Source organism: Peribacillus simplex (assembly GCF_001578185.1).
GTDB classification, from domain to species: domain Bacteria; phylum Bacillota; class Bacilli; order Bacillales; family DSM-1321; genus Peribacillus; species Peribacillus simplex_A.
Map to the genome: position 1 here is coordinate 2,895,281 of NZ_CP011008.1, position 24,979 is coordinate 2,920,259.

Annotated in this window: 25 protein-coding genes, 2 pseudogenes and 1 riboswitch; of the genes and pseudogenes, 7 read left to right on the forward strand and 20 right to left on the reverse strand. The window is 39.5% G+C overall.

All coding sequences use genetic code 11. The features are described 5' to 3' along the window. Positions 1 to 150: 150 nt before the first annotated feature. The 7 genes from UP17_RS13385 to UP17_RS13415 all read right to left on the reverse strand — a co-directional run bounded on the left by UP17_RS13385 (position 151) and on the right by UP17_RS13415 (position 8,160). Positions 151 to 1,413 (reverse strand): glycosyl hydrolase family 18 protein, encoded by a 1,263-nt coding sequence (locus UP17_RS13385; protein WP_061463455.1) that lies wholly within the window; start codon positions 1,411 to 1,413, stop codon positions 151 to 153. A gap of 222 nt (positions 1,414 to 1,635) precedes the next feature. Next, positions 1,636 to 2,385: a (S)-benzoin forming benzil reductase gene (locus UP17_RS13390; RefSeq protein WP_061463456.1), complete on the reverse strand. Its 750-nt coding sequence runs from the start codon at positions 2,383 to 2,385 to the stop codon at positions 1,636 to 1,638. 80 nt (positions 2,386 to 2,465) lie between these two features. Beyond that, positions 2,466 to 3,923: a cardiolipin synthase gene (cls, locus tag UP17_RS13395; RefSeq protein WP_061463457.1), complete on the reverse strand. Its 1,458-nt coding sequence runs from the start codon at positions 3,921 to 3,923 to the stop codon at positions 2,466 to 2,468. A gap of 235 nt (positions 3,924 to 4,158) precedes the next feature. Then, positions 4,159 to 4,422, reverse strand: coding sequence for a metal-sensitive transcriptional regulator (locus tag UP17_RS13400; RefSeq protein ID WP_061463458.1), 264 nt, complete (start codon positions 4,420 to 4,422; stop codon positions 4,159 to 4,161). 173 nt (positions 4,423 to 4,595) lie between these two features. Next, positions 4,596 to 5,039, reverse strand: coding sequence for an SRPBCC family protein (locus UP17_RS13405; RefSeq protein WP_061463459.1), 444 nt, complete (start codon positions 5,037 to 5,039; stop codon positions 4,596 to 4,598). 677 nt (positions 5,040 to 5,716) lie between these two features. Further along, positions 5,717 to 7,147, reverse strand: coding sequence for an aspartate ammonia-lyase (gene aspA / locus UP17_RS13410; protein ID WP_061463460.1), 1,431 nt, complete (start codon positions 7,145 to 7,147; stop codon positions 5,717 to 5,719). Between the two features lie 23 nt (positions 7,148 to 7,170). Then, positions 7,171 to 8,160 (reverse strand): asparaginase, encoded by a 990-nt coding sequence (locus UP17_RS13415; protein ID WP_061466098.1) that lies wholly within the window; start codon positions 8,158 to 8,160, stop codon positions 7,171 to 7,173. Positions 8,161 to 8,390: 230 nt separating this feature from the next. Between UP17_RS13415 and UP17_RS13420 the strand changes: the two genes are divergently transcribed. After that, on the forward strand, positions 8,391 to 8,795 hold the full coding sequence (locus tag UP17_RS13420; RefSeq protein ID WP_061463461.1) for a helix-turn-helix domain-containing protein: 405 nt from the start codon (positions 8,391 to 8,393) through the stop codon (positions 8,793 to 8,795). A 716-nt stretch (positions 8,796 to 9,511) separates the two neighbouring features. Here the strand turns inward: UP17_RS13420 and UP17_RS28325 are convergent. Next, entirely contained in the window at positions 9,512 to 9,679 is a 168-nt protein-coding gene (locus UP17_RS28325) for a hypothetical protein (RefSeq protein ID WP_167555984.1), read from the reverse strand. A gap of 572 nt (positions 9,680 to 10,251) precedes the next feature. On the opposite strand from UP17_RS28325, the pseudogene UP17_RS13425 reads away from it, so the two are divergent. Both UP17_RS13425 and UP17_RS13430 read left to right on the forward strand, forming a co-directional pair. Continuing rightward, positions 10,252 to 11,225 (forward strand): annotated as a pseudogene (locus UP17_RS13425) (IS1595 family transposase). Between the two features lie 150 nt (positions 11,226 to 11,375). Beyond that, positions 11,376 to 11,870, forward strand: coding sequence for a DinB family protein (locus UP17_RS13430; protein WP_061463462.1), 495 nt, complete (start codon positions 11,376 to 11,378; stop codon positions 11,868 to 11,870). Positions 11,871 to 12,043: 173 nt separating this feature from the next. Here the strand turns inward: UP17_RS13430 and mmuM are convergent, their stop codons facing one another. From mmuM to UP17_RS13460, 6 genes are all read right to left on the reverse strand, one after another. After that, complete coding sequence (gene mmuM / locus UP17_RS13435) at positions 12,044 to 13,006, reverse strand: homocysteine S-methyltransferase (RefSeq protein WP_081108819.1); 963 nt, start codon at positions 13,004 to 13,006, stop codon at positions 12,044 to 12,046. Beyond that, positions 12,996 to 14,390: an S-methylmethionine permease gene (mmuP, locus tag UP17_RS13440; protein WP_061463463.1), complete on the reverse strand. Its 1,395-nt coding sequence runs from the start codon at positions 14,388 to 14,390 to the stop codon at positions 12,996 to 12,998. Before mmuP ends, mmuM begins: the two co-directional genes overlap by 11 nt. Positions 14,391 to 14,472: 82 nt before the next feature. Then, positions 14,473 to 14,575: riboswitch (SAM riboswitch) on the reverse strand. A gap of 160 nt (positions 14,576 to 14,735) precedes the next feature. After that, the gene (locus UP17_RS13445) at positions 14,736 to 15,344 is read right to left on the reverse strand and encodes a flavin reductase family protein (protein ID WP_061463464.1); all 609 of its coding nucleotides are present in this window, start codon (positions 15,342 to 15,344) and stop codon (positions 14,736 to 14,738) included. An 18-nt stretch (positions 15,345 to 15,362) separates the two neighbouring features. Continuing rightward, positions 15,363 to 15,971, reverse strand: coding sequence for an alpha/beta hydrolase (locus UP17_RS13450; protein ID WP_061463465.1), 609 nt, complete (start codon positions 15,969 to 15,971; stop codon positions 15,363 to 15,365). Then, positions 15,971 to 16,918, reverse strand: coding sequence for a ring-cleaving dioxygenase (locus UP17_RS13455; RefSeq protein WP_061463466.1), 948 nt, complete (start codon positions 16,916 to 16,918; stop codon positions 15,971 to 15,973). Before UP17_RS13455 ends, UP17_RS13450 begins: the two co-directional genes overlap by 1 nt. Before the next feature lie 25 nt (positions 16,919 to 16,943). Next, positions 16,944 to 17,921, reverse strand: coding sequence for a ring-cleaving dioxygenase (locus tag UP17_RS13460; RefSeq protein ID WP_061463467.1), 978 nt, complete (start codon positions 17,919 to 17,921; stop codon positions 16,944 to 16,946). A 244-nt stretch (positions 17,922 to 18,165) separates the two neighbouring features. Between UP17_RS13460 and UP17_RS13465 the strand changes: the two are divergent. Continuing rightward, positions 18,166 to 18,703: pseudogene (locus tag UP17_RS13465) on the forward strand (nitroreductase family protein). A 191-nt stretch (positions 18,704 to 18,894) separates the two neighbouring features. Here UP17_RS13465 and UP17_RS13470 read toward each other — a convergent pair. The 3 genes from UP17_RS13470 to UP17_RS13480 are packed head-to-tail and all read right to left on the reverse strand — an operon-like array spanning position 18,895 to position 21,221. Further along, positions 18,895 to 19,947 (reverse strand): alpha/beta fold hydrolase, encoded by a 1,053-nt coding sequence (locus UP17_RS13470; protein ID WP_081108820.1) that lies wholly within the window; start codon positions 19,945 to 19,947, stop codon positions 18,895 to 18,897. Beyond that, positions 19,940 to 20,431, reverse strand: coding sequence for a hypothetical protein (locus UP17_RS13475; protein ID WP_061463468.1), 492 nt, complete (start codon positions 20,429 to 20,431; stop codon positions 19,940 to 19,942). Before UP17_RS13475 ends, UP17_RS13470 begins: the two co-directional genes overlap by 8 nt. Before the next feature lie 28 nt (positions 20,432 to 20,459). Continuing rightward, a complete protein-coding gene (locus UP17_RS13480) occupies positions 20,460 to 21,221 on the reverse strand; it encodes an SDR family oxidoreductase (RefSeq protein WP_061466101.1) in 762 nt (253 codons plus the stop codon). A gap of 293 nt (positions 21,222 to 21,514) precedes the next feature. On the opposite strand from UP17_RS13480, the gene UP17_RS13485 reads away from it, so the two are divergent. Further along, positions 21,515 to 21,970: an OsmC family protein gene (locus UP17_RS13485; protein ID WP_061463469.1), complete on the forward strand. Its 456-nt coding sequence runs from the start codon at positions 21,515 to 21,517 to the stop codon at positions 21,968 to 21,970. A 78-nt stretch (positions 21,971 to 22,048) separates the two neighbouring features. Here the strand turns inward: UP17_RS13485 and ltrA are convergent, their stop codons facing one another. Together ltrA and UP17_RS13495 are read right to left on the reverse strand one after the other, a co-directional pair. Beyond that, positions 22,049 to 23,311, reverse strand: a complete 1,263-nt coding sequence (gene ltrA / locus UP17_RS13490) for a group II intron reverse transcriptase/maturase (RefSeq protein WP_061463470.1) — start codon at positions 23,309 to 23,311, stop codon at positions 22,049 to 22,051. 593 nt (positions 23,312 to 23,904) lie between these two features. Then, the gene (locus UP17_RS13495) at positions 23,905 to 24,156 is read right to left on the reverse strand and encodes a YkuS family protein (protein WP_061463471.1); all 252 of its coding nucleotides are present in this window, start codon (positions 24,154 to 24,156) and stop codon (positions 23,905 to 23,907) included. Positions 24,157 to 24,254: 98 nt separating this feature from the next. Here UP17_RS13495 and UP17_RS27660 point away from each other — a divergent pair, with 98 nt between their 5' ends. After that, the gene (locus UP17_RS27660) at positions 24,255 to 24,389 is read left to right on the forward strand and encodes a YuzL family protein (protein ID WP_101225105.1); all 135 of its coding nucleotides are present in this window, start codon (positions 24,255 to 24,257) and stop codon (positions 24,387 to 24,389) included. A gap of 122 nt (positions 24,390 to 24,511) precedes the next feature. Here UP17_RS27660 and UP17_RS27665 read toward each other — a convergent pair whose 3' ends face one another. Continuing rightward, entirely contained in the window at positions 24,512 to 24,676 is a 165-nt protein-coding gene (locus UP17_RS27665) for a hypothetical protein (protein ID WP_155727325.1), read from the reverse strand. An 86-nt stretch (positions 24,677 to 24,762) separates the two neighbouring features. On the opposite strand from UP17_RS27665, the gene UP17_RS13500 reads away from it, so the two are divergent. Continuing rightward, on the forward strand, positions 24,763 to 24,963 hold the full coding sequence (locus UP17_RS13500) for a hypothetical protein (protein ID WP_434218697.1): 201 nt from the start codon (positions 24,763 to 24,765) through the stop codon (positions 24,961 to 24,963). Positions 24,964 to 24,979 lie beyond the last annotated feature (16 nt).

Genomic DNA, 24,979 nt, shown 5'->3' on the forward strand with positions numbered 1-24,979 from the left:
TTCCATGGCTCCCTTCTTTTTAACGGTTAAAAGGCCACGAACACGATAGACTCACATTAAAATCCCGGTGTGATTGTCTTGGTCCTGATGAAAGTCACATAAATAAACAGACAAAAAAATAAATTCTCCTCCTCTTTTCCCAAATTCGTTTTATTTTATTATCAAGATATTCTGTTCCATAAACGCCCAATTCTGAGGGAATTGCAAACCAATCTGCCAATAAGTAGCCCCTATCAGTTCATATGCATCAATCAATTCATATTTAGCGCTTATCGAACGAATATCTTCTAACCAAACGACATGTTTCGAATTCTCTCTTCTATAAGAATAGGTAGGTGATGCCGCGGAAGTATCGAAAGTGATTTCAGAACTAGTTGCAATCGCTAGATTTTGGGCATTTTGCGCTGATAAAGCCTTAGTCTCATGGCTAGGCACTATCCAATCGTATCCATACATAGGAAATGCAGACTGTAATTTACTTCCTGGTATATTCGCCAAAGCATAACGGATAACCTCGCCCATCCACCAAAGAGGGGAAATTGGTTCAGGCGGGCCAGTTGGATACCCATAATCAATGGTCATCACGGCAACTAGGTCGGCTGCCTCTCCAATCCCCCGATAATCATGACCGCCTACAATTCGATTATCGGGATTATCTGCTGTTTTTGCATGTACGTTCACATGGAGGATCAGTTCGTTCAACTCCGCCTTTAATTCTTTTAAAAAAAGCACATAATCTGAACGTCGTGCAGGAGGGATGAATTCGATATCCATACTGACTCCCCCATAGCCCTTCTCCCTTACGAAATTCAGCATACTATTGATTAAATTCGCTCTGAATCCTGAATTAGTGAGAACATCACCAGCCAAGTCAACATTAAAATCCCCCTTTTGGAAATTCCGGATCATCAATAGCGGCGTCACCCCGGCTTGCTTGCATTTCGCGATTAGGGGGAGGTCATCACCGTCAATGAATGCAAAGCCTTCCTCGGTAAAGGAATAAGCTACAATGGCTAAGTAGGATAATTTATCACCATTCTCCTCAAGTGTTTCAAATACTACCCCACTAGAAGTCGGGAAGGCAAACCCCAGCGTAATCAATTGATTTTTGAAAGGAGACGGAATCGAAATTTCTGTGCCAACCTTTAGCGAGCTCGCAACAATTCCTGGATTGGCCTTCATGATTGCCGCAGCACTTGTTCCAAAACGACTGCCTATTTCAGAAAGGTTATCCTGATTTTTAATAAGATACCTTCGATTCACCACATTTTGATTAGGTATATACAATGCCAGACCAGGAACCAAAGCTGCTGATTCCAATCCGTTGACTTCAATTATCCTCGATGGGTCAACTTTATTTTTCGTGGCGATTTCCCAAAGACTGTCACCTTTTTTCACAACAATGATCGTCATTCAAAACCCTCCAAACCCCCTCCAAAAAGTTTATGTTATTCAGGTTAATAGATAGAACGAATTATCTCATTTCCATAATGATGGTATCCCATGCGATATTTAAATGATGGGGTTTTTACGAAGTGGAATAAAGGAATGCTTAATAAAAAAGAGGATGTCCAAAAGGACACCCCTCAATATGAGCCATCAATTGATTTTCCGTTTTACCCATTCTTACATACATCAAAGTAAATTCTTAATATCGTAAAACTTCCCATTCTCCAAATCTTCCACTTCAATTAGCTGCAATAGTTTTTCTGCCACAAATTCGGGACTCTTTAACATACCCTTCTCTTTATATTCATGGAATTTGTCTCGATTGGAAAAGTCCCGTTCGTCCGCTGACCGGATTGTTCCCTGCATCTCCGTATCCATTACACCTGGTGAAAAAGATATGAGAGACGTAGGGAAAGGTAATTTACCCTGTTCCGACCCTGCAACCCGCGTGAACATTTCTAGCCCTGCCTTAGTACTGCAGTAGGCAGCCCAGCCATGATAGGGTTTTTTTGCTGCACCTGAAGATATGTTAACCACTACCTTCTTTCTATTCCAGTCCCGGGTTAGTTTAACAAATTCATCGGTCAATACGATGGGTGCCATGAAATTCACCCGCATGCTTGTTTCCAAATTTACCTGACCAAGGTTCCCTACCGGCTTTATCGGTTCTATGACACCTGCATTATTAATGAAGTAAATGTCACTTTTTTCATCGACAGCAGCAAGAATCTCAATGATTAAGGAAGGTAACTTATCAGTCTCATTCAAGTCCATCGAAATGAATGTAAGTTTCGTCCCGAATTCTCCAGCCAGCCTCTCCATTTCAGGATGGGCTGTACGGGAAACTAAAATGCAATGATCACTCGTCCGCATACATCGCTTGGCAATGGCAGCACCTAAACCTTTAGAAGCTCCTGTGATTATAAAAGTTTTCACGGCATTTCCCCCTTTAATTGATCATTTTCTATTGTACCAAAAGAAGCGGCCCACATAGTAATGGGCCGCTTCTTTTTAAATTATAAAATGGGCGATACCAGTCTTGCAATGGACTCCTTAAAACGAATCCATCTTGATCGCTTTTCAAACTCTTCAATTGTAAGCTGCCTGCAGACTTGGATATCCTTATAAAAAATGCTTGTCAGTGTTTCGGCCATTCCTTCATCATAAATGAAGGCATTGACTTCAAAATTCAATTTAAAACTTCGGACATCAATGTTAGCTGTCCCCACCGAAGAGACCTCTTCATCCACGACGATCATCTTCGCATGTATAAAGCCGTTATCATAGATGTATATTTTAGCTCCCGCTCTTAATAATTGCCCTGCATTGAAAGTTGTTGCCCAATAAACGAAAAGGTGATCCGGTTTATTCGGAATCATGATTTTTACATCCAATCCAGACAAGCTGGCAATCCTGAGTGCATCCAATAAACTTGCATCCGGTATGAAGTAAGGTGTTTGAATGAGAATCGATTTCTTTGCTGAAGAAATTATTTTAATATAGCCATTTTTAATTTGTTCCCATTCAGAATCCGGCCCACTTGTCACAATTTGCAAATCTATATTGCCTTGAGGCTCTAAAGTAGGGAAATAATGAGGCTGATATGTTATATCATGGTGCTTTGATGCCTGATTCCAATCCAGGATAAAACGGGTTTGAATGGCTTTTACAGCTGAACCCCTTATTCGAAGGTGTGTATCACGCCAATAACCGAATTTTGGGTTAAGCCCTAAATATTCATCCCCTACATTAAAGCCGCCAACATACCCTACCTTTCCATCTATGATGACAAGCTTTCGATGATTACGGAAATTCAAACGTAAATTTATAAATTTTAACTTGGATGGAAAGAATGCCTCCACTCGTCCTCCTGCCTGCCTAAATTCCCTGAAGAAACTTTTAGTCATTCCCCTAGATCCCAACTCGTCATAAAGAATTCGCACTTTGACGCCTTCATTAGCTTTTTTAGTCAAAGCCTCAATGAATCGCTTACCAAGGCCGTCCCTTTGGATGATGTAATATTGTATATGTATATGGTTTTCAGCCTCTTCAATATCTTGAAAAAGCTGGTCAAACTTCTTTTTTCCTTCCGTAAAAATATCGACTTGATTATCTTCCGTAAGAACGGCATCATTGTTCCGGAGGTGCATATAAATCAAATCACGATAATTACTCGAAGAAGCATTTCGAAAGGGAAAATGATTTGTAGAAAGCTCTTCCATCTGTTTATCAAGGATTTCTTCAATCCCGACCTTCTTCTTGTCCTCCCATTGGAACAAATGGGCGTGCCTTAAACTCGTTCCAAAAAGAAGATATAAAATAAAACCAACTACAGGCAGAAAATATAACACCAATAACCAAGCCCAGGTCGTGCTCGCTTCCCTTCTTTCGAAAAATATGACAATCGTGGCAAATAATATATTAAGAATGATAACAAGGCCGAGCAAAACCGATGTAACATGCGTAAATTCCATAGCATACCCTCACTCAATTTTTATCCCCTTAAGGATAACATGCAAATTCTTTATATCAAAGGATTTGCTTATTATAAAAGGAAAACAGAGAATTCACAAAAATAGGCCTCCTCCGGTAGAGACCCATTTAATAAAAACATCCACCGCCCTACCAATATTCCCCAGTATGAACAGATTGTTTTATAATCATTCTCTTAATAATCCCAACTCAACATTAACATAAATGTAAATTGACTTACCGGCTTTTCACCAATAAATTCACAGCTTCCTTGACTAGTTCCTCGGGATTCTTTTCTCCGGTTTCATTAGCCTCCCGAACGCAATCTACAAGATTGGAACTTACAATTACCCCAATTGTCCTGTCGATTGCGGATCTAGTGGCAGATAACTGCGTTACCACATCTCTACAATCTTTGTTTTCCTCCATCATTTTCAATATCCCACGAAGCTGCCCTTCAATTCGCTTCACTCTATTCTTCATCTGCTTATCATATTCCATGTGAGGTCTGCCTCCTACCTGCCAATTACTTTTGAATCCTATCCAGACTTCATCATAAAACCCGTTCAGTTTGAAGTGAAGCTTGAATAAAAATCTTACAATTTATAATACATACCACTTAGGTATAATTGTCAAGTGCCAATGATCAATATTCCTAAATCCATATGTAAATTCTACTTTTGTACAAGTAGACTTTGTGCAATAGCCTCAGAAAACTCGATTATCATTTGGGGAACGTAGGTTTTTAACAAAGCATTGACAATCGGGGCTTTAGCACCTTTTGCCGTTATCGCCAGGCAGCCAGTCATTTTAGTCTGTCCACTGCTGCACTGTTCTGCTAAAAAATAGCCATGGCCCTCAAATTTTTCATTTAACCCCTTAAGTTTAAATGTTACCTTATCGGGTTCGTTCCATTCCAATATATTCACTTCAAGTTTAATTTTCTTTTTCATTAGTCCCAAATCGCTTTTAAACTCCCATATAAGTGTCCCATCATTTATCATCTCATGATTGATATACCCTGGGACAAGAGGTGCCCAACGATTTATGCTACTTACAAAACCCCATACTGTTCTAATCGGAACCGGTAAAATGATACTATGCAATCCTTCTGACAAAGCACTTCCCCCTTAATCATTTTACTTACATCTTTTTAACATATGGCTGAACAATAAAGATTAGACCGGATAGCAAATTAGATTCCGAAACAAATTTTCACAATATTACTGTCGTATTTGGCTTTAAAAAAACTCTTTAAAGATAGTACACTATCAGCTCATAACTTTAATAAAAGATATCTTCACCATTTCAAAGAATCGACCCTCTGAAATGGTGACCATCCTTTTTGTATCGTGTTATTACTCAGTATAAATGGTTTGTTGGGACCCATAATCTGCCTAATCAAGAGATTTGGTGTGGGCAGCCAAATCATAGTTGATAATACCATCTCCAAGGACGTTTATATTTTCAAAAAAGGTGATATTTTTTTGGAAACAATTATTTGCCATTTGGAAACTGAGCGAAGAATTCTATTTAAACAAATACAGAAAGAAGGAAGGAAGTGTAAACAATTGGAGAGCCGGGCCTAGCCGTAAGCAGCTATTTCGTTTCAAGAGGGGAACAAACGATTTAAAGGTGGCTTAATGACACCTTTGACGATTGCATTACCGAGGATGACTGAGTGAAAATTTCACATTAGAATATTATTGACAAATAAATAACTATGCCTTTAAACCAATGGTCCGAAAGGCATAGCTATTCCATCATTATATAGATTAATATTATCTTTTACTGGTTATTCCCGATTGAAAAGAGACGCTCCCGCTATACCAGGCTTTGTCATCTCATAAGGATTTAAAATCAAATCCAGTTCTTCTTCTGTTAATACATCATACTGTAAACAAAGTTCACGAACTGATTTCCCCTTTAAAATCGCTTCACGCGCAATACGTGAAACCACTTCGTAACCAAGATGCGGGTTGACTGCTGTAATCACACCAACACTTTGTTCAACATAATCTTTTAAATGTTGCTCATTCGCTTCAATACCTTCTAAACAATAATCTGTAAAGACATTGAATGCATTATTCATTATGCTAATAGATTGTAGTAAATTGAATACAAGCACTGGCTCCATTACGTTCAATTCTAATTGCCCTGCTTCTGAAGCTAAGCATATTGTATTATCGTTCCCGATCACTTGGAAAGCAACTTGATTAATTAATTCTGGCATTACCGGATTTACTTTTCCGGGCATAATCGATGAACCTGGTTGACGTGCTGGAAGTGTGATTTCTCCTAATCCCGCTCTTGGTCCTGAAGCCATCAAACGTAAATCATTAGCAATTTTAGACATATTCATCATGCATACTTTCAATGAAGCTGACACTTCAGTATAGGCATCCGTATTTTGTGTTGCATCTACTAAATGTTCTGCTCCTACAAGTGGCAATTCACTGATTTCAGCTAAATACTTAACAACATTTTCAATGTAGCGCGGATCTGCATTTAATCCCGTTCCAACTGCTGTTGCTCCCATATTCACTTCATATAAATGTTGACGTGATTGACTAATTCTTTTGATATCCCGCTCTAATACGCGACTATAGGCCTCAAATTCTTGACCGAGACGAATTGGCACTGCATCCTGAAGATGTGTGCGTCCCATTTTGATAACATGATCAAATTGTTTTGCTTTATTCTTTAGGACCGTACTCATCTTTGTCATTGTTTGTATCAATTGCTCTAATAGTCGTAGTGTTGATAAATGAATGGCAGTTGGAAATACGTCATTTGTTGATTGCGACATGTTAACGTGACTGTTTGGACTAACATGTGCATAATCACCTTTGTTGTGTCCCATAAGTTCTAACGCTCGGTTGGCAACGATTTCATTGATGTTCATATTCATCGATGTACCCGCACCGCCTTGAATTGGGTCAACGATGAAATATTCATGCCACTTTCCATCGATCACTTCATCTGAAGCTTTAACGATAGCGCTTCCAATACCTTCATATAACCGTTTCGTGTCCATATTCGCTAAAGCGGCTGCTTTTTTAATCATAGCAAGTGCACGAATCATTTCTTCATTAACTTTGTAACCGGTAATCGGAAAATTTTCTACAGCTCGTAAAGTTTGTATCCCATAATAAACATCTGCTGGAATTTCCTTTTCCCCAAGAAAGTCTTTTTCAATTCGGTATGTTTTTTCATCTATTAACATTTCCTCTTGCCCCTTTGTATGTTCTAGAATGTAATGTCCTCTGCAATCGGTGTTTCCATCATTTCCTTCACCTTTTTGGGTTCCTGTGTTTTTGCTAATACCCACATCAACTTAGGAACGATGGCTTCTGTATTCATATTTCTCGAACGAATGATGACATTCTTATTTACTTTTCGTCCCACTTCGTATATATCCATATCCTCCCCTTCTTCTAAACATTGGGTAGTAATGACAACGGATATTCCACATTCGACCAACTCATTCAATTTCTCTAAAATATTTCTTCCTTGAAATGGAATACCGCCGCTTCCATAACTTTCAATTACAATTCCCCGATATTGTTTTTTCAGAAAATCAAAGAATTCCGGCTTAATTCCGGGATGCAGCTTAACTAAAGCAACATCAGTACAAAGGGATCCATCTAACTTAGGTTCCTTATTCTTTAGTGAATGAACTGGCTTAAGATACTCAATTTTATCTTCATATATGGAAGCAATATAAGGATAATTAATACTTTCAAAAGAATCATAGCTTTTCGTTCTCAATTTAATGGCCCTAGTACCTTGGATGACTCTACCATCAAAAACTACATATACTCCTCCGATATCTTCACAAGCAAACCGAATCGCATCAGAGATATTTCTTTTGGCATCCGTCTTTTTAAAGGCGATCGGGATTTGAGAACCAGTAATAATTATCGGTTTCCCTAAATTTTGTAACATATATGAGAGCGCAGCTGAAGTGTAAGCCATTGTATCTGTTCCATGGGTGATGACGAAGCCATCGTAATCATGGTAGTGCTCATGGATGGATTTTGCCATTTCTGTCCAATCCTCGGGCTGCATATTCGTACTATCAATATTCATCAAAGGCTTACTATCAATCTGACATTGTAAATCTAATCCCGGTAGGTGGCCTAAAATTTCGTCAGCCTTCATCTCCGGTACCAGTCCATTTTTCCCTTCTAACGAAGCAATTGTACCACCGGTAGTAATCAACATCAACTTCTTAATTTTTGACTTCAACTTCTCCAATATACTACCCCCTATAGAGCCTCCCTGTTTACCAATCATTCTAAGCATCTCAGAAAGGATGTACTTTGTGAATGTCTATATTACGCGTACACCATATGTAATTATAGTCATGTTCCACTGTGAAATCAAGCGTAAGTTATTCATTACGCGTACACTTCATTGTAATATGATGTTATAATAGTTTTATATATAAAAGGAGAGTAATAAAGATGATTTTAAATAGATTAACTGCATTAAGGAAGGGCAAAAGATGGTCTTTACAATATACGGCTGATAGACTCGGAATCGCCAAGAGTACCTATGCAGGTTACGAATCGGGGCACCGCCGCCCTTCATTAGAAACAATTAATTTATTAGCCGGCTTATATGAAACATCCACCGATTACATTCTAGGTAGAGTAGATTATCCAGTTTTTCAGTCTGGAAATGTTTCCACAGAGTCCAACCAAATCATGGAATTAACGGATTTCCCAAACATGGAGCTAGCTGTCGATGGAACCTCTCTTTCTGAAGAAGAAATGATTCAATTTATTGCTTTTATTAGATCTAAGCGAGAATTGGAAGTAAATCGCAATAAACAAAATGAAGCAACAAGACATTGTGCTGAAATCTGATAAGTTGGACTTCTGATATAAATATTCGGCAGCAAATAAACGAAACCTGAGTATAGACTATCATATTCTGTAGCATTAAAAAGGTACGGGCCATACAGCATCAGCGTTCCTTAAAGTTATTCATGTCATTAGTATCTTTGAAGGTTTGGAATTGTTTTCACTATCTCCCTTATAGTTGGGAACTTCCGGGAGAAGGAGGCTATTAAGTTCATGAACTCCATTACTTAAAAAAATCAGGTAAGTCGTCCTGGTTATGATTAATGTTGAGTTTTCACGTTCTGACTCTCACCCCAATTAAGAATGAGTAAAAATTACTTACTGGTTTGTAGCTCTTCAATAAAATTTAGTTTTTATTAATTAATAGAAGAAAGTCGTCTTATTCAACGATCAGATCATCCACCATTTTTATCCTATTCCTCATTTTCTTACTTCAAATAATATCAAGGGAATTTGGTCCGATTCAAAATATATACGTTTTTAATAATAATTTCATATCGATATAAAATGGAACGGAAAGACATATAAGCATAAGAAATATCGGTTTAATACTCCGGCTTTTCCTTTTTATTTATTTGCAATGAAGAAAAAACCATAGCAAAGCTCATGGTTTCCCCCATAACATAGCAATGAAATCTTTAAAAGTGAATTTTTAACGGCATCGGAAGTTGCTTAATCTCTCTTTTAATAATGTCCCCACCTACATTCTGCTTCCCTGTTTAAGGCATCTCGTCTTCTTTTTCCCGATTTTTAAAAGCTTCATGTGTGACAATATCCTCAATCTGTTCATACTGTCGGGTGTGTTCCTTCTCTTCGCTTATTCTATTATTAGGTAAATTTCCAGGGTGACCTTTTTCTTTATGATTAAAATTTTTACCACGACTCATACTAATTCTCTCCTTCCTATTCTTGTTTGTTTAGTTTTCCCAAGCAAAAAAAATATATGATTTAATTTCACTTTTTTCTTTTTCGTTAATAACCGACTTACATAAAGGATGTATTTCAGCGTGGTCACAAAGCATTTCGACTTAAAATGAACATGTGAATCCAAAACATCTCTGCAAAATCAAGTAAGCCCCAGTGTCTCGAGAGAGTTGACGACTGGCCCATCAATATTTGTCGAGAACGGCTCCCATCGTAAACTCACAGCAATCCCGGTCAGGACCCGAACAGCATATTTGAGCGATCATTTATATCCCGATCTTACACGCCTTTTTTAAAGGGACTAGACAAAAATAAGCAAGGCGGCTGGTACAGGTCTCTTTACATATTACTGAACCTGAATAAAGAGACCAAACAGAACAGGAACCGCCTGATAAAGACGCTTCCTGTTCTTTTTGTTTTTGGCTTTGTTAAAGAATAATGTTGTTATTTGATTATACCGAAGTTTGTCCTATAACGAGCTAAAATTACTGAGAGGGAGTAAGTTTTAATGGCGGGAGCGGACATAATTAACTAAATCAGAAATCTAATCCAAAGAGAACAGCAGTGCTTGAAGGAGTTCTTTACAAACTCATTAGGGAGTGCGGGAGAAACAGAGTCTGTATTCACTGATGTATCAGAACAGAAGCACAAAGACGGCTACACCTGCACCCATTGTCAATCCACTAATGTCATTCGCTACGGTAAATATCAAGTAAAAACTACAATCAATACCATTGAACGTCAAAGATACCGCTGCAAAGAGTGCGGTAAAACATTCACAGATATGACGAACACTCCTCGTCACAGAACTCATATGCCTAGTAAATGGCTTCAGTTCATCGAATGTTGATTGAAGGGTATTCCCTTCGGAAATCAGCTCATAAAATTCTAACTGCATTGAAACAGATGGATTTTGAACTTTTCGAAGGCATAGTAGAAATGGATGAAACCTATTTCCTCTATGCCGAGAAAGGAAAAAAACGGAATATCCAAGGTCGAAAACCAAGGTTACGCAGTGGTAGTTCGGGGTTTAGAGGAATAAGTAAGGACCAAGTATGCGTTCTTGTAGCCAGAGACGCCAAAAGCGAACGTTTTCCAAAACAATAGGACAAGGGCGTATTATAAAATAAGAGTTCGGACGAAGCGTTAGGTTCCAAGCCATCAATACCAAATGTTCTATGTACGGATGCTTGACAGGCGTTTATGACTTATGCCAAAGAAAAAGGAATTGAGCGTAATCGCTTTAAAGCAAATGGTAGGGAGCGAGTTAAAGGGATTTATCACATCCAGAATGTAAATAGCTATCACAGCCGTTGAAAGAGCTGGATGGAGCGTTTTAATGGTGTAGCGACTAAATATCTAGACCATTATTTGAGCCGGTTCCAATTCTTAGACACCATCAAACATATAAAAGATAACTTTACGATAACCAAAATGGTTTTAGACAGTTGTTCTTTCTCAGTTAACACAACTTATGATAAACTAATGTTATCAGAATTTTCCAAATAACAGAACGTTCATTGTTCCGTTAAAGGGCCAGTTTAATTGAACAAGGAATTGACATGGCACCCTAATTAGTGAGCTATCTACAACACGCCGCATATGAATTTTGACCAAAGGGAATATCAATTAAAGGGATTAAATTGGAGGGAATAGAGAATGGATGTAAAGACCCTTTTGTTACAACAATGGGCAAGCTGCTTAGATGAAGAAGACTGGTTTCCACCACTTGAAAAAGTGCTAGAGGATATCACTTTTGAACAGGCAATTTGGAAACCAGCTGATCGGGCAATGAATTCCATTTGGGAATTAGTTTGTCATTTACTTTTCTATGAAAAGAGATTTCTGATGCGATTTCTTGGTGAAACAGCGAATGAACCACAGGCAGAAAATAATGAATATACATTTCGATTACCAACTGAGACGTTAGAAAATTGGAAGGAAACAAAACAAGAGTACTTTTATGTTCATCGTGAACTTGGAAAAATGCTAGCAAAATCAGAACATGAAGATTTGTATAGACAGATTCCAGGAGAAGATAATTCATTAGTGCTTGAACTGAAGAGTTTAGCAATGCACGACGCATATCATATTGGGCAAATTGTATTCCTCAGTAAAATGCAAGGAGCTTGGGCAGGGAAACGCAGCTTTTAAAAAAGCTTCTTTAGCTTTACAGTTATTCCATTATAGGGGGCTTTAATGGAATAAGAACGGGAACGTCCAAATCGGCCGTTCCCATATTTTATAGCTGAAAACAACAATACCACTTAACAAAGCCCTGTTTTTTTATATTATGATTATTAAAAACAGTTGATATAGGAATAAAGCTATGAGGATACCACTTCGGAAGGTCGCCACTTTCTTGAAATCTCTTCAATATGATGAGGTGCCGTTCTGCAGCATCCTCCGATTAAACGTGCCCCAGCATGGTGCCATTCTTCAGATTTTTGTTCGAGCGTGTTACATGATTCTTGACCATGCCATGTTTTAGTTTGTGGATCATAGGTTTCACCAGAATTCGGATAAACTATAATTGGTTTTTTTGTGTTCGCACTTAACACCTTGATGGCGTCCGTGACAACTGATACTGGTGCACAGTTAATACCGATCGCAGCAATTTGCTCACTGTCCTCAAAGAACTTTGCACAATCCTCCAGCAATGTACCGTCACTTATTGCTTTCTCATTTTTCAAAGAAAAGGATAACCAAGCATATACTTCTGGATAATCTTTCAATAATGAATTCAATACTTTTGCTTCTTGCAGGGATGGAATCGTTTCAAATGCTAAAAGGTCAGCACCTGCTTCAATCAAAGCTGATATTCTTATTCGATGAAATTCTGCTAAAGTTTCATCTGAAACACCATAGTTTCCTACATATTCTGAACCATCAGCGAGGTAAGCCCCATAGGGTCCTACTGATGCAGAAACCAATGGCTTAGGTCTATTCGTTTGCGTCTCTTCCTTCCAAAAATCATCTCTCGCTCTTCTTGCGAGAAACACCGTTTTCTGAATTAACTTCAGGGCCTCTTTTTCTTGTATTCCACGCAGGGAGAAACCTTCAACAGTAGCTTGGTAGCTCGCAGTTATCGCACAGTCCGCTCCTGCACGGAAATAGTCAGTGTGAACCCGATAAATCACCTCTGGATTTTCAAGTAATACACGGGCAGACCACAGCGGATCGTCCAAATCACACCCATACCGCTCAAGCTCTGTAGCTAAAGCTCCGTCCAGAATCATGACTGAATGTTCTCGTAAAATAGCGTCAATTGGGTTAATTTTATTCTTCAAGATCTACGCCTCTTTTCTTTGAAGTTTGTGTTACATAATAACTTCCATAGCAAAACAAAATAAATGGAATACCGCAATAAAGCGCAATCCGTTGTGTAGGATCAAATGCAATTCCTATACAAGAAGCAAGACAAAGCATGAAAGAAATGATTGGTACAAGCGGATATAATGGTGTACGATAAGCCAAGTCATTTACTGAATTTCCTTCTTTTATAAATCGTCTCCGAAATAGGAACTGTGAAGCGCTAATACTCATCCAAACTACAACCACGGCCAGACCCGAAATGGACACAAGCACTATATATACAGTATCCGGTGCAATAACACTAGAGAACAGGGCTAAACCACCGCCCAACATACTGAAAATGACTGCATATATCGGAACACCTCGTTTTGTTAATATTGCGAATATTGGTGATATGGTTTTCTTATCTGCAAGTGACCAAAGCATTCTGGAAGAGGCATATAGACCTGAGTTTGCAGCAGACAAAATGGCAGTTAAAATAACAAAGTTCATAATATCCGCTGCATATGGCACTCCAATTCGTTCAAGAACGGCCACAAAGGGGCTTTCTAATACGCCTGCATCCGAAATAGGCAATAATGCAGATAATACAACGATGGTTCCTACAAAAAAGATAATCAATCTCCACAATGTCAGACGAATTGCCTTTGGTATCGTTTTTTCTGGATTCACAGTTTCTCCAGCTGCAATTCCGATTAATTCAGTTCCAGAAAATGCAAAATTCACCGCAAGCATCGTCATGATAATGGCAAAAGCACCATTAGGAAATAACCCTGCACTTATAAAATTCGAAAATAGCGGTGCTGATTGAGAGTTATTCATTGGTATAGAACCTACCATTGCAGCAACTCCCAAAATAATAAATATCACGATCGCAATTACCTTTATTGACGCAAACCAAAATTCAGATTCAGCGAAAAACTTGACAGTCAGCGCATTTAATCCAAAAACCAAAATGGCAAATAGAGCACTCCAAATCCAGACATTGATTGATGGATACCATCGCTGCATCAACAATCCAGCGGCCGTGAATTCCGAACCTAGCGCAACAGTCCAAGTTAGCCAATACAACCAGGCTACTGTATAACCTGTCCCAGGTCCAATGTATTTGGCTGCATAGCTATGAAACGCACCTGTCTCGGGCATATGTACTGCCAGTTCACCTAAACATAGCATGACAAGATAAACCACTAGTGCCCCTATCAGATACGAAAGGATAGTGCCAAACGGGCCAGCCTGTTGAATCGTATAACCCGTACTTAAGAATAAACCAGTTCCAATCACCCCCCCAAGCGATAGCATGATTAAATGCCGTGCTTTCATTTCCCGTTGAAATTCATGCTTCCTTTTGTTCTCCATTCATACTCCCCTTCATCCTGCATCCAGAAAAAACGAAAACGCACTCTAAAAAGAGTGCGTTACTGACAAATAAAAACGTAGGGTCTCATCTATCAGGGCTTCACCCCCTGGAATTAGCACAGTGTCATAGCAGACCTGTTGCTGAGGTTTCATAGGGCCAGTCCCTCCACCTCTCTGGATAAGAAATTTATTTTTTTATTACTTTATCAATCTATGAAAAAATTGTCAAGTATTTGTTTTGGATTGTAAAGACTTGCTTTTTTGCGGGTAAGTCGCTCAAGACTTGGAGATAACGGAAGATAGAAGAAAAAAGACGACATCTTTTTAAAGGTGTCGCCACAATTCTTAAGGACGTTCCAATTCAAATAATTCTCCTAGTTTTGTATAAGTATGACCCGCTAATCTTGCGACAGGTTTTAGTCCATTCTGGTCAATTCGGCCATTATGGTAAATATCTTGCTCTATATGATAGCAGACTATTTTCCCTATCAATAAATCACAACCGGGTTTATTCTGGGAACCTGCCAATTGTATCGCATGCTCTAATATGCACTCAAAGCGTACCTTTGCTTCTTGCAATCCTGGTACGGATACCTTATCACTGACAGCCGGCGTGAAATTGGTAAGACCCAATTCACTTTCGTCAGATGGGAGTTCCTTCGCCGTTCGATTTGCATCAGCTACATTATTCTCATCAGTGATATGAACAACGAATTCACCTGTTTGAATTGCATTTCGGGCCGTGTCCTTTGAAACTCCTTCTTTCCGTTGAACAGAAATGGAAATCATCGGAGGATTTGAACTGACTATGTTAAAAAAGCTGAACGGCGCTATATTGATTGTACCGGTTTCGGATTGTGTCGTAACCAAGGCTATAGGTCTCGGTATAATGCTTCCAGTCAAAAACTTATAATTATCCCGTTCAGTAAGACTTTCAGGATTAACAGAAATCATCTTCATTCCCTCTCATTCTTATAAAAAGTTCTTTTGAAACCATGAACCCGCTGCCTCAACCTCTGAACGTGTTAACTGATGTCCGTAATTTTCCCATTGAACATCCACTGTAGCACCAGCTTGCAGTAAAAGTTGATTAAGTTCATCAGTTTCTGCTGCCGGGCAAATCGGATCGTTTTTACCTGCAGCAATAAATACAGGTATATCCGAAAGGGACGGCAAAGCAATCCCTCGTCTAGGCACCATGGGATGATGAAGAATCGCCCCTTGTAATGCCCCTTCGAAATGGAACAGCAAACTTGCCGCTATATTTGCACCATTGGAATAACCTAATGCTACCACTCTTTCACGGTCGAAGTCATATTTTTTGGACGCTGATTCCAAGAAGTCATAAAGCTCCTTCGTACGAAAGATCAAATCTTCTTCATCAAAAACCCCTTCGGATAACCGGCGGAAAAAACGAGGCATTCCGTTTTCAAGTACATTTCCCCGTACGCTCAATACAGATGATCCCGGTGAAACCATTTCCGCTAATGGCAGGAGATCTGTTTCCGTTCCTCCAGTGCCATGTAAAAGCAAAAGCAATGGCGCTTCTGGATTACTTCCTTTTTGAAAAATATGCTTCATCATTTATCCTCCTCAAGTACTCTCTGCACTGCCGGCAGTAACGTTTTCTCCATGATTCCCCTTTTTTCTTCAAGCCATGGCGGCAGCATTAATTTACTACCCATCGTTTCCTTCGTTTCATCATGAGCGAAGCCAGGTGGATCTGTGGCAACTTCAAAAAGTATGCCTCCATCTTCCCTGAAATAAATGGCATCGAAGTATTGACGGTCTGTAAAGGGTGTCACACCATAGCCATGGTTGGCGATATGCTCCCTCCATTCTTTATGATCTTCATTATCGATTGCACGCCATGCAAGATGATGGACAGTTCCCACTCCGATGTTCCCATTTGGCAAAACCGTTTTTTTAACATCTATCAAATTTCCGATGTCCGATGTGGATTTGAAGCGGATGTAATCGCCCTCTTCCCCAATTTTTTGCAGGCCCATCACTTTCTCTAATAGTTCCATCGTTTTGATCGGTTTAGACGTCAATAATACGGCACCGCCGAATCCCTTGACCGCCTTGGAAGCTGGTACACCGCCGAATGACCACTCGCTATTTTTCCCTTCTTTACGCTCAACCAGTTCAAGTTGCAAACCATGTGGATCTTGAAATTCCAGATATTCCTCTCCAAAACGGGAAACTTTCTCGAATACTATATTAAACCTGTTCAACCGCATTTCCCAGAAATCCATTGAACCTTCCGGAACCGCATATGTTGTAATCCCCACTTGTCCAGAGCCAATTTTCCCTTGGTATGCCGCAGGCCAGGGAAAGAAAGTGATGATGGTCCCTGGTGAACCTGATTCATCCCCAAAATATAAATGATAGGTTCCTGGGTCATCAAAATTGACGGTTTTCTTGACCATGCGCATTCCCAATACTCCAGCATAAAAATCCACATTCTCTTGAGGATTGCCTACAATTGCTGTTATATGATGTATTCCCGCGGTTTTCTTTTGCATGCCGATTACTTCCTTTCCCGGTTGATTAATTTGTTGATTTTGTATTTAGCGGTTTTAAATTCGATTCAATATCCTGTCTTTTCGATTCTAAAAAAGGTGGTAAGGCAAGGTTTTCACCTAGATGCTGCTCTGCTTCATCCACAGTAAAACCAGGTCCATCTGTCGCTAGTTCAAATAAGATGCCATTCGGCTCCCTGAAATAGAGGGAACGAAAATAAAAGCGGTCTACATAACCCGAGTTCACAAAATTCGATTCTCTAATTTTTTCTATCCATTTTCTCAGTTCCCCTTCATTATCCACCCGAAAGGCAACATGGTGCACTCCGCCCCTCCCCAATCGTTCTCGAGGGATATCCTTCCTCTCTTCAATATGGATTTCCGCTCCTGTTCCACCCTCACCTGTCTCGTAAACGACAATCGGATTTTGCCCCCTTAAAGAAGATGGGTATGTTCCTGATTTCCGGAATCCCAACACCTCCGTTAGAACGCTTTGTGTCTGGTCAATATTGGGTACAGTGAGTTTTACTGGTCCTAATCCAATGATGGAAAACTCTTGCGGTACCGGGCTTCCATCCCATGGTACACCTGCTTGAATTCCGTTACTACCCTGATCGGAAACCAGAAGAAGCCTTTGCCCCTCAGGATCTTTAAAAGAAAGCACCTTTCTTTTAAAACGGGTCGATATTTCATCATGCTCAACATTGCATTCTACAAACCGTTTTTTCCAATATTCAAGTGCTCTATCATCCCTAACCCTTAAAGAAATTTCTGAAATGCTATTGTTTCCTTCGTGAGTGCGGGCGGCATTGGGAATTTCAAAAAACGTCAGTTCTGTACCCGGTGACCCAATTTGATCTCCATAAAATAAGTGATACACACGAACATCATCTTGATTCACCGTTTTTTTGATTAATCGCATCCCTAACACTTTCGTATAGAATTCAAAGTTGTTTCCCGCTTTAGCTGTAATCGCTGAAACATGATGTAATCCTTTTAATTCCATCTGTACCACTCCTATCTTTATAAATCTCCCCTTACGGAGATGAATTATCCGAAAAACAATATCTTGAATTCGAGATATTTAACTAGAGGTAAATTACATTTAATAAAAGTATCTTGATTTAAAGATAAATGATAGTGATTTATTTGTCAACCTTTCTTTCATTTAAATATTTCACCCGCATTCACTTATAATAAAATATTAAAACCAGGTCAAAATAAGTCAGTATAATTAATGGAGGTGTGATATTTCTACAGATTTTTTATGCGCAATTGAAGATAGGCACTCTTATTATTCCCTTAGCAAGCTAAGTGTTGTATCTGATAAAAGGATTAAAGAAGTAAGATCATGCCGTTCAACATTCACCTTCCGCTTTCGACTCCCAAAGTGCAAGAGTGATTGTTTTAAGTGGTCAAAGCCACGACCAATTTTAGGATATCACGAGAGAAACATTACGAAAAACCGCCGGGGACAAAGATTTTGGAAAAACGGTAGAAAAAAAGAAGTCATTTAAAAATGGCTTCAAGAACAATTCAAAACGTATGCCGATAACTTTCCGATTTGGTCGAACCAATCATCTGGCATTTTACTTGCGTATGGACTTCATTGGAAATCGAGGGGTTTGGTGCAAGCCTTCAGCATTATAATCCCTTAATCGATGAAGAAGTGAAGAAGGCATGGGATATTCCTCGGTATTCGAACTCATCGCACATATGCACTTTGGAAAACCCACTGCAGAACCTGGGGATAAAGAATTCTCACCTCTTGAAGAACGGGTAAAATAGTATCGATAATACAATAACGGGCTGGCTCTATGTGCCGAGCCAGCCCTTTCATTTATTTCACTTTAATAATCCGGTAATGTTGCAAAGAATTTTGAAAATATCAGTGATGCAAAGCCTATATACGCCAAAACCGGCATGATTTTAATATACTCACTGTCGTTCAATACGTACATTTCACTTCCCCCAGTAACTTATTTAATTGGTGAAGAACGCCCCGGTAGCCATTCCTTCAAATAATATGGGAGTTTACCTGAATATTGTTTGGATGCATGTCCACTTTTCAGTAGTCTGTATGTCTTATCCTTACATGTTAGATGCTCCATTACCGGATAAATCATCTCCTGAGGGACCAAACGATCATACTTATTTGCTGTGACCAAAACACTAGCATCAATTTTCGAAAGCTTCGCCTTTTTCCCCCTAACCTTAAAACCACCATTAACCAAGCGATTTTTCATCAAAAGATCCTTCGTTATTTGTTTTGCAGCTGCTCCGGATAATGGCACATGCCCATTGGTCCACGCGTTGAAACGGCGCCAATTTTGAACGTATTCAACATCATCCGCTTTATTCAATAAAGATAAATAGGGTGATATATATATAGGAGATGTAATTAAACGGATTCCATATTTAACTGCACTCGCTGGGATCGTTTGATAAATATCAATCGTCTCGTCAAAATCCACGGTCCCTTCTTTTAATGCTTCCTGCCATTGATCATAAAATTCTGAGGCGCTGAAATCTACCGGTGTAACGGAGAGGATCAAATTCTTGATCGGCTCGTCGGCAATGGCAGCATATATTGCGGCTAACGTACCGCCGAGACAAAACCCCATAACTGTAATTTCTGATGCTCCAGAGTGACGTAATGCACGCTGCACTCCTTTTTGAATATAATCGACGATATAATCTTCGATCGATATCTCGCCATCTTCAAAACCCGGGCTTCCGAAATCAAGCAAATATACATCAAAACCTTCATTTACAAAAGATTCTATTAAACTATTCCCTGGGGACAAATCAAGAATCAATGGAGTATTGATTAGTGAATATATAAGAAAAACCGGCACATCATATTTTTTTTGTGCCGACGGATAATACCAGAGCGTTGATTTGTTTTTTTTCCACACCTCTTTTTTCGACGTCAGACCAATTTCAGGCATAGGCTGATTGGGAATATCCAAAAAATGTTTCCATTTAGATATGGGTTCGGACTGATTTTTCGGCACTTTCCGTTTAGACATTTGAATTCCCCTGTCCAAATGAATCGAATTTAGGCAACTGTGCACTTAATAATAAGGACTCATTCATAAAATCCGCTAACCTTTTTTTACTCCCTTCTATTTCATTGGATTCCCAACTTGATTTCTTAAACTTTTTACGCGATGAATAAGCATTCCGTTTATTACGTAATGAAGAATTCCCTCTGACATTCCCGTCCCAATCCATAAGTAACTCTTCTAACCTATCAATTTTTTCTTCGAGCTGGATGACTAATTTTGCAAGACTCGCTACATCTTTTTTTGTTGGGTAATTCATGATGATGGACATTCTTTCTGAGGCTTCCTGCATCCTATTTATTTTTGGAATCTGCAATTGTGCATTGTCGCTTACTGTTTCAATTAATTCCCGGTTATTCAGCAGATTTTGAATTTTGTCATTCAGCTCTTGCTCTTTTTGTGCTCCTAGTAGTTTAAGCCCTTTATAAAAATTTGATTCCTTAGCCATATATACCTTTCCTTCCTTTCTCCTACATTTATACTAATGCCGATGTTCCCCCGTCAACGATCAAAACATGACCAACCATATAGTCAGAAGCCTGTGAGGCTAAAAATACGGCGGCTCCCTTTAAATCATCTTCATTGCCAAACCTGCGAGCCGGAGTATTACCTAATATGTCATAATTGGATTTCTCAAGAATTCCCTTTGTGATTTTGGTCGGGAAAAATCCAGGTGCTATCGCATTGACCTGGATGCCGTATCTAGCAAGTTTAACTCCTAAATCTTTAGTCATTGTAATGACGGCACCCTTACTGGTGTTATAAGCTATGGTATCCAATACCTCAGGAAACGTACCGCCAAGACCTGTCACGGATGCGATATTAATGATTTTCCCGGAATTTTGCTGTATCATAACCTTCGCTACAGCCTGTGAAAACAAGAATGTACCTGTAACATTTACATTCAATACTTTTTCCCACTTATCCTTGGGAAGATCCACAAACGGACCTGACCAGGACGTGCCGCTATTATTGACAAGAATATCAATCGTACCGAAGTGAGCAACCGTTTCCTGTACCACACGATCAATGTCACTCTCATTCGTTATATCACATTCAAAGGCAATGGCATTAACACCCATTGATTGCAAGTGTTCACATACTTCCTTACATACAGGAAGATTTCGTGAAGCAATGGCTATATTAGCGCCAGCCTCCCCCAAAGCCATAGCAATCTGTTTGCCCAAACCTCTTCCGCCTCCGGTAATGATTGCCGTTTTATTAGTCAAATCGAACATATTGCTCAATGTAGTCAACTTTTCAGCCCTTCCGTAATGAATTATTATTTATATAGAACTATCTATATCATTATAGAAAAGCCTATCCAATATTGTGCTTAAAATAGCCTAATGCCTCTGCCTTTTGTTTTACCAAACTTTTAATGGGCCGATTCCTGAGATTTTTCGGCAGGTTTTTTTGTCCCAATCGGTGATAATTAGACCGAACGGGCACTTTATTCGGCCGATTGAGCAAAATCGAATACTTGACCTATTTAATCGTTTACACTAGAGAATAGTAAGGAGGTTTTAAAATGACCATACATCACTTTCATTTAACAGCAGAATGGCCCGGCGGTAGAAATGATATCGGCATTATTCAATCAGGGAATCTTCAAACACAGATAAGTATCCCTACGGAAATGGAGGGACCAGGGATCGGCACAAATCCCGATGAAATGCTGCTTGGAGCGGCCTCGACCTGCTATATCATTACCTTTGCTGCCATGTTAGAGCGAGCCCATATAAAAAAGGCCAGCTTGACCATGCAATCGGAAGCTATAGTGGATGTTACGAATGGTGTATTCACCTACAAGAAGATCATTCATCGCCCTACACTTGTATTAGCACCGGATACAACTGAAAAAGCGGCTGAAAAGGCAAGAAAGCTTGCTGAAAAAGCTGAAGCTTCTTGTATGATTTCAAGAGCGATCAAAGGTAATGTAGCTGTAGAATTGAACGCGGCAATTTCCATTGCACAACATCCTTGAACAATCGAGTAGGAGGAGGCGCCTAGCCTCCGACCTCTCACACCACCGTACGTACCGTTCGGTATACGGCGGTTCAGTTTAAGTCTGACGTAGTTTTGTATATCGTTCATATAGATTTACTAACCCATGATGGAGCCAATAAACATTATTAAGGGTTTTGTCTAGAATAGGACTATGCGCTATGCGCCAATAACCCTTTCTGCTATTTCCCCATTCATATGCTTTTCCAAATGGGACGCCTAATCCTTTGAGTTTCCTCACCCTCGTTCTTGGCAATTTCCATTGCTTCCATAGGCACATCCTGAGTCTTCTTCGAATCCATGAATCTAAATTCTTCAATACGTTCGGAGTATCAATGAGGGCGAAATACCCCATCCAACCTCTAAGGTATTGCTTTAACTTATTTATTCGGAGTTCCATGGGTATCGGTAATTTTCTCGAGGTCATTTCCCTGATTCGTTTCTTTACCCTCTTCATCGTTTGTTTAGCCAGTAGAACCTTCGGGTTCTTCTTTGACTTCGTGAAACTAAAACCGAGAAACGTTCTGTTCCAAGGGCGATCATACTTCGACTTCTCGTAGTTGACCTTTAGCTTCAGTTTATTTTCAATGAATCTTGAGATATTTCCCATTGCACGTTTGGCGGCTTTTCGTGTCTTCACAAAGATAGTACTGTCATCCGCATACCTTACGAATCGAAGATTGCGTTTCTCTAGTTCTTTATCTAAATCGTCTAACATGATATTAGATAATAAAGGACTTAACGGACCTCCTTGCGGAGTTCCCTCCTCACTTTTATGAAAAAGTCCGCCTATCATAATGCCTGCTTGAAGGAAATTACGAATCAGTTTGAGAACTCGTTTATCTTCAATTTTCCGCTCTAACATTCCCATGAGCTTGTCATGATTCACTTTATCGAAGAACTTCTCCAAATCCATATCCACTACCCATGTATAACCTTCGGTTATATAGGACTTTGCCTTTCGAACCGCCTGGTGCCCTTGTTTGTTAGGGCGAAATCCATAGCTATTCTCCGAAAAGGTTGAGTCATATATCTTGGTCAATATTTGGGCAATGGCTTGTTGAATGAAACGGTCTAGAACGGTTGGAATACCCAAAAGCCGAACTCCGCCGTTTGGTTTCGGGATTTCGATACGACGGACGGGCTGCGGTTGATAGGTACCCTGTAAAAGGGCTGTTTTCATGTTGTACCATTCGGTTGCGAGGTGCGGTCTCAGGTTTTGAACGCGCATTCCATCTACACCATGGCTTCCCTTATTTCTTTCTACACGCTTCAATGCCTGTATTAAGTTTTCCCTCTCTAATATCTGTTCCATTAACATCGTTGATATCCTTTCTACGTGGATAAATGGTCTATTTGTGCCTTTATCTGCTCCACCCTTTTGAGGTTCCCCGTGTATTCACCACTTCTTCCTTCAAATAAGTTCCATTAGGAATTGTTTGCTTCTTCGCAGATAACGAACGCCTAGTATTCATCCTCCTTAATCTGTTCGGTCCTTCCTTATCTTCTCGAGTAGACAAGTACTATGACCTCTGCTGACTTCTGATGATTCAGCTGTCCATCACTGGACAGGTTACCAAGTGTACTTGGCTGTCATCAGACCTCCCCGGGTAAGAGTGCAATCTTTCCCTCCATCTATCTGCTTCATTTACTCTGTACCACCTTCGGCAGTAAGGACTTTGTTTTGTTTCGCAAACTCATCCAATGATACCTAGCCTTATATGAAGTTCGTGTTCCTCAGACCGGAGGTTTGCCACTTGCTTCCTTCAGATTCCACGTCACCGTGGACACCCTTGCATTAAGCTAACCACTACTACTGCCTTCATGGTTCGGGACTTTCACCCTATAGATTGCACCCATGCCGGGCGCACGAAAAAAAGTGCCTAAACCGGTAAAGGTTAGGCACTTTTTGAACTATTGAATTGCGTTAACTTTATTTTCAACCTCGCGGCACACTTCATCAGCCGATAAACCATTTGCCTCAATGATAGACGCTTTTAATGAAGTATCGCTAATTCCCATCACATTAGTATCCAATCCTGTTACCACACAACAATCCACGTTTTTTGCGTCAGCTTCTTGTTTAATCTCCACAACATCAAAACCTTTTTCACGAAGTGCTTCCTGAATATTCGTTAATGATTCTTCAACACCGATTTTTGACATCAACACACACCTCCTCTTCTTTCTAACCTGTCCTTTTCACCTTCAATATATGTATAGGATGCAAAGGAAAAAGGGAAAGTAATATCGAGGTGATAAACATGAATGGAAAAAACAAGAAAGATGCATCACAAACTCGTTTAGGTTCTTCTCAGGTTGAGGGGCAAGGTACCACTACAAAAGAAACCGGGTCCTTCACTCAACCATCTTCACTTAAAAAGCAAAAGCGTTCATGATCAAAAAGAATCCCATCATGGAATTCCGCTTTCATTTTGAACAAAAAACGCTTGGTTTAACCGCCAAGCGTTTTCCACTACATAATCCAATGTTAATTGTACCGCACCCAGGAAGCTCTTTTTTATATATTTTGTTTCCTGATTTCCCGTTGGATTTTTAAATCATTCAATTGATCCCCATCAATGGATTTTGAACCCACTTTTGCTTTTCCTGCTTCATCCTGGTTAAAATCACTTGCCTTTAAATTATTATTGGGAGCGGCTTGCTCGTTCCATTTGGTCATCATGATCTCCTCCTCATTCCTTTATCTTTCCCAAACCAAAGAATATTCATGAATACACCACATCATTTATTGCAAAGATACTAATGGAGGTGGTTTTATTGGAACCAAACAAACCCGGCAATAAGAATGCACCGGATTTTCAAGAGCTGAATGACCGTATTATCAGGGAACCATCACAGAGTCCCCGTTTAGTCATCAAAACAAATTTGGATGCAAAGAATGTAAATGATGAGAACCCCTATTCCAATCGAATCAACAGTGATGGATTTTCTGACTTTTTTGAGGAATAAAACAAAACCGGCTTAA

Excerpts from the sequence above, each read along its gene's own strand:
- UP17_RS13385 (WP_061463455.1), bottom strand. The coding sequence starts at position 1,413 with ATGACGATCATTGTTGTGAAAAAAGGTGACAGTCTTTGGGAAATCGCC.
- cls (WP_061463457.1), bottom strand. The coding sequence starts at position 3,923 with ATGGAATTTACGCATGTTACATCGGTTTTGCTCGGCCTTGTTATCATT.
- UP17_RS13400 (WP_061463458.1), bottom strand. The coding sequence starts at position 4,422 with ATGGAATATGATAAGCAGATGAAGAATAGAGTGAAGCGAATTGAAGGG.
- aspA (WP_061463460.1), bottom strand. The coding sequence starts at position 7,147 with ATGTTAATAGATGAAAAAACATACCGAATTGAAAAAGACTTTCTTGGG.
- UP17_RS13420 (WP_061463461.1), top strand. The coding sequence starts at position 8,391 with ATGATTTTAAATAGATTAACTGCATTAAGGAAGGGCAAAAGATGGTCT.
- UP17_RS28325 (WP_167555984.1), bottom strand. The coding sequence starts at position 9,679 with ATGAGTCGTGGTAAAAATTTTAATCATAAAGAAAAAGGTCACCCTGGA.
- UP17_RS13430 (WP_061463462.1), top strand. The coding sequence starts at position 11,376 with ATGGATGTAAAGACCCTTTTGTTACAACAATGGGCAAGCTGCTTAGAT.
- mmuP (WP_061463463.1), bottom strand. The coding sequence starts at position 14,390 with ATGGAGAACAAAAGGAAGCATGAATTTCAACGGGAAATGAAAGCACGG.
- UP17_RS13445 (WP_061463464.1), bottom strand. The coding sequence starts at position 15,344 with ATGATTTCTGTTAATCCTGAAAGTCTTACTGAACGGGATAATTATAAG.
- UP17_RS13450 (WP_061463465.1), bottom strand. The coding sequence starts at position 15,971 with ATGAAGCATATTTTTCAAAAAGGAAGTAATCCAGAAGCGCCATTGCTT.
- UP17_RS13455 (WP_061463466.1), bottom strand. The coding sequence starts at position 16,918 with ATGCAAAAGAAAACCGCGGGAATACATCATATAACAGCAATTGTAGGC.
- UP17_RS13460 (WP_061463467.1), bottom strand. The coding sequence starts at position 17,921 with ATGGAATTAAAAGGATTACATCATGTTTCAGCGATTACAGCTAAAGCG.
- UP17_RS13470 (WP_081108820.1), bottom strand. The coding sequence starts at position 19,947 with ATGTCTAAACGGAAAGTGCCGAAAAATCAGTCCGAACCCATATCTAAA.
- UP17_RS13475 (WP_061463468.1), bottom strand. The coding sequence starts at position 20,431 with ATGGCTAAGGAATCAAATTTTTATAAAGGGCTTAAACTACTAGGAGCA.
- UP17_RS13480 (WP_061466101.1), bottom strand. The coding sequence starts at position 21,221 with ATGTTCGATTTGACTAATAAAACGGCAATCATTACCGGAGGCGGAAGA.
- UP17_RS13485 (WP_061463469.1), top strand. The coding sequence starts at position 21,515 with ATGACCATACATCACTTTCATTTAACAGCAGAATGGCCCGGCGGTAGA.
- ltrA (WP_061463470.1), bottom strand. The coding sequence starts at position 23,311 with ATGTTAATGGAACAGATATTAGAGAGGGAAAACTTAATACAGGCATTG.
- UP17_RS13495 (WP_061463471.1), bottom strand. The coding sequence starts at position 24,156 with ATGTCAAAAATCGGTGTTGAAGAATCATTAACGAATATTCAGGAAGCA.
- UP17_RS27660 (WP_101225105.1), top strand. The coding sequence starts at position 24,255 with ATGAATGGAAAAAACAAGAAAGATGCATCACAAACTCGTTTAGGTTCT.
- UP17_RS27665 (WP_155727325.1), bottom strand. The coding sequence starts at position 24,676 with ATGATGACCAAATGGAACGAGCAAGCCGCTCCCAATAATAATTTAAAG.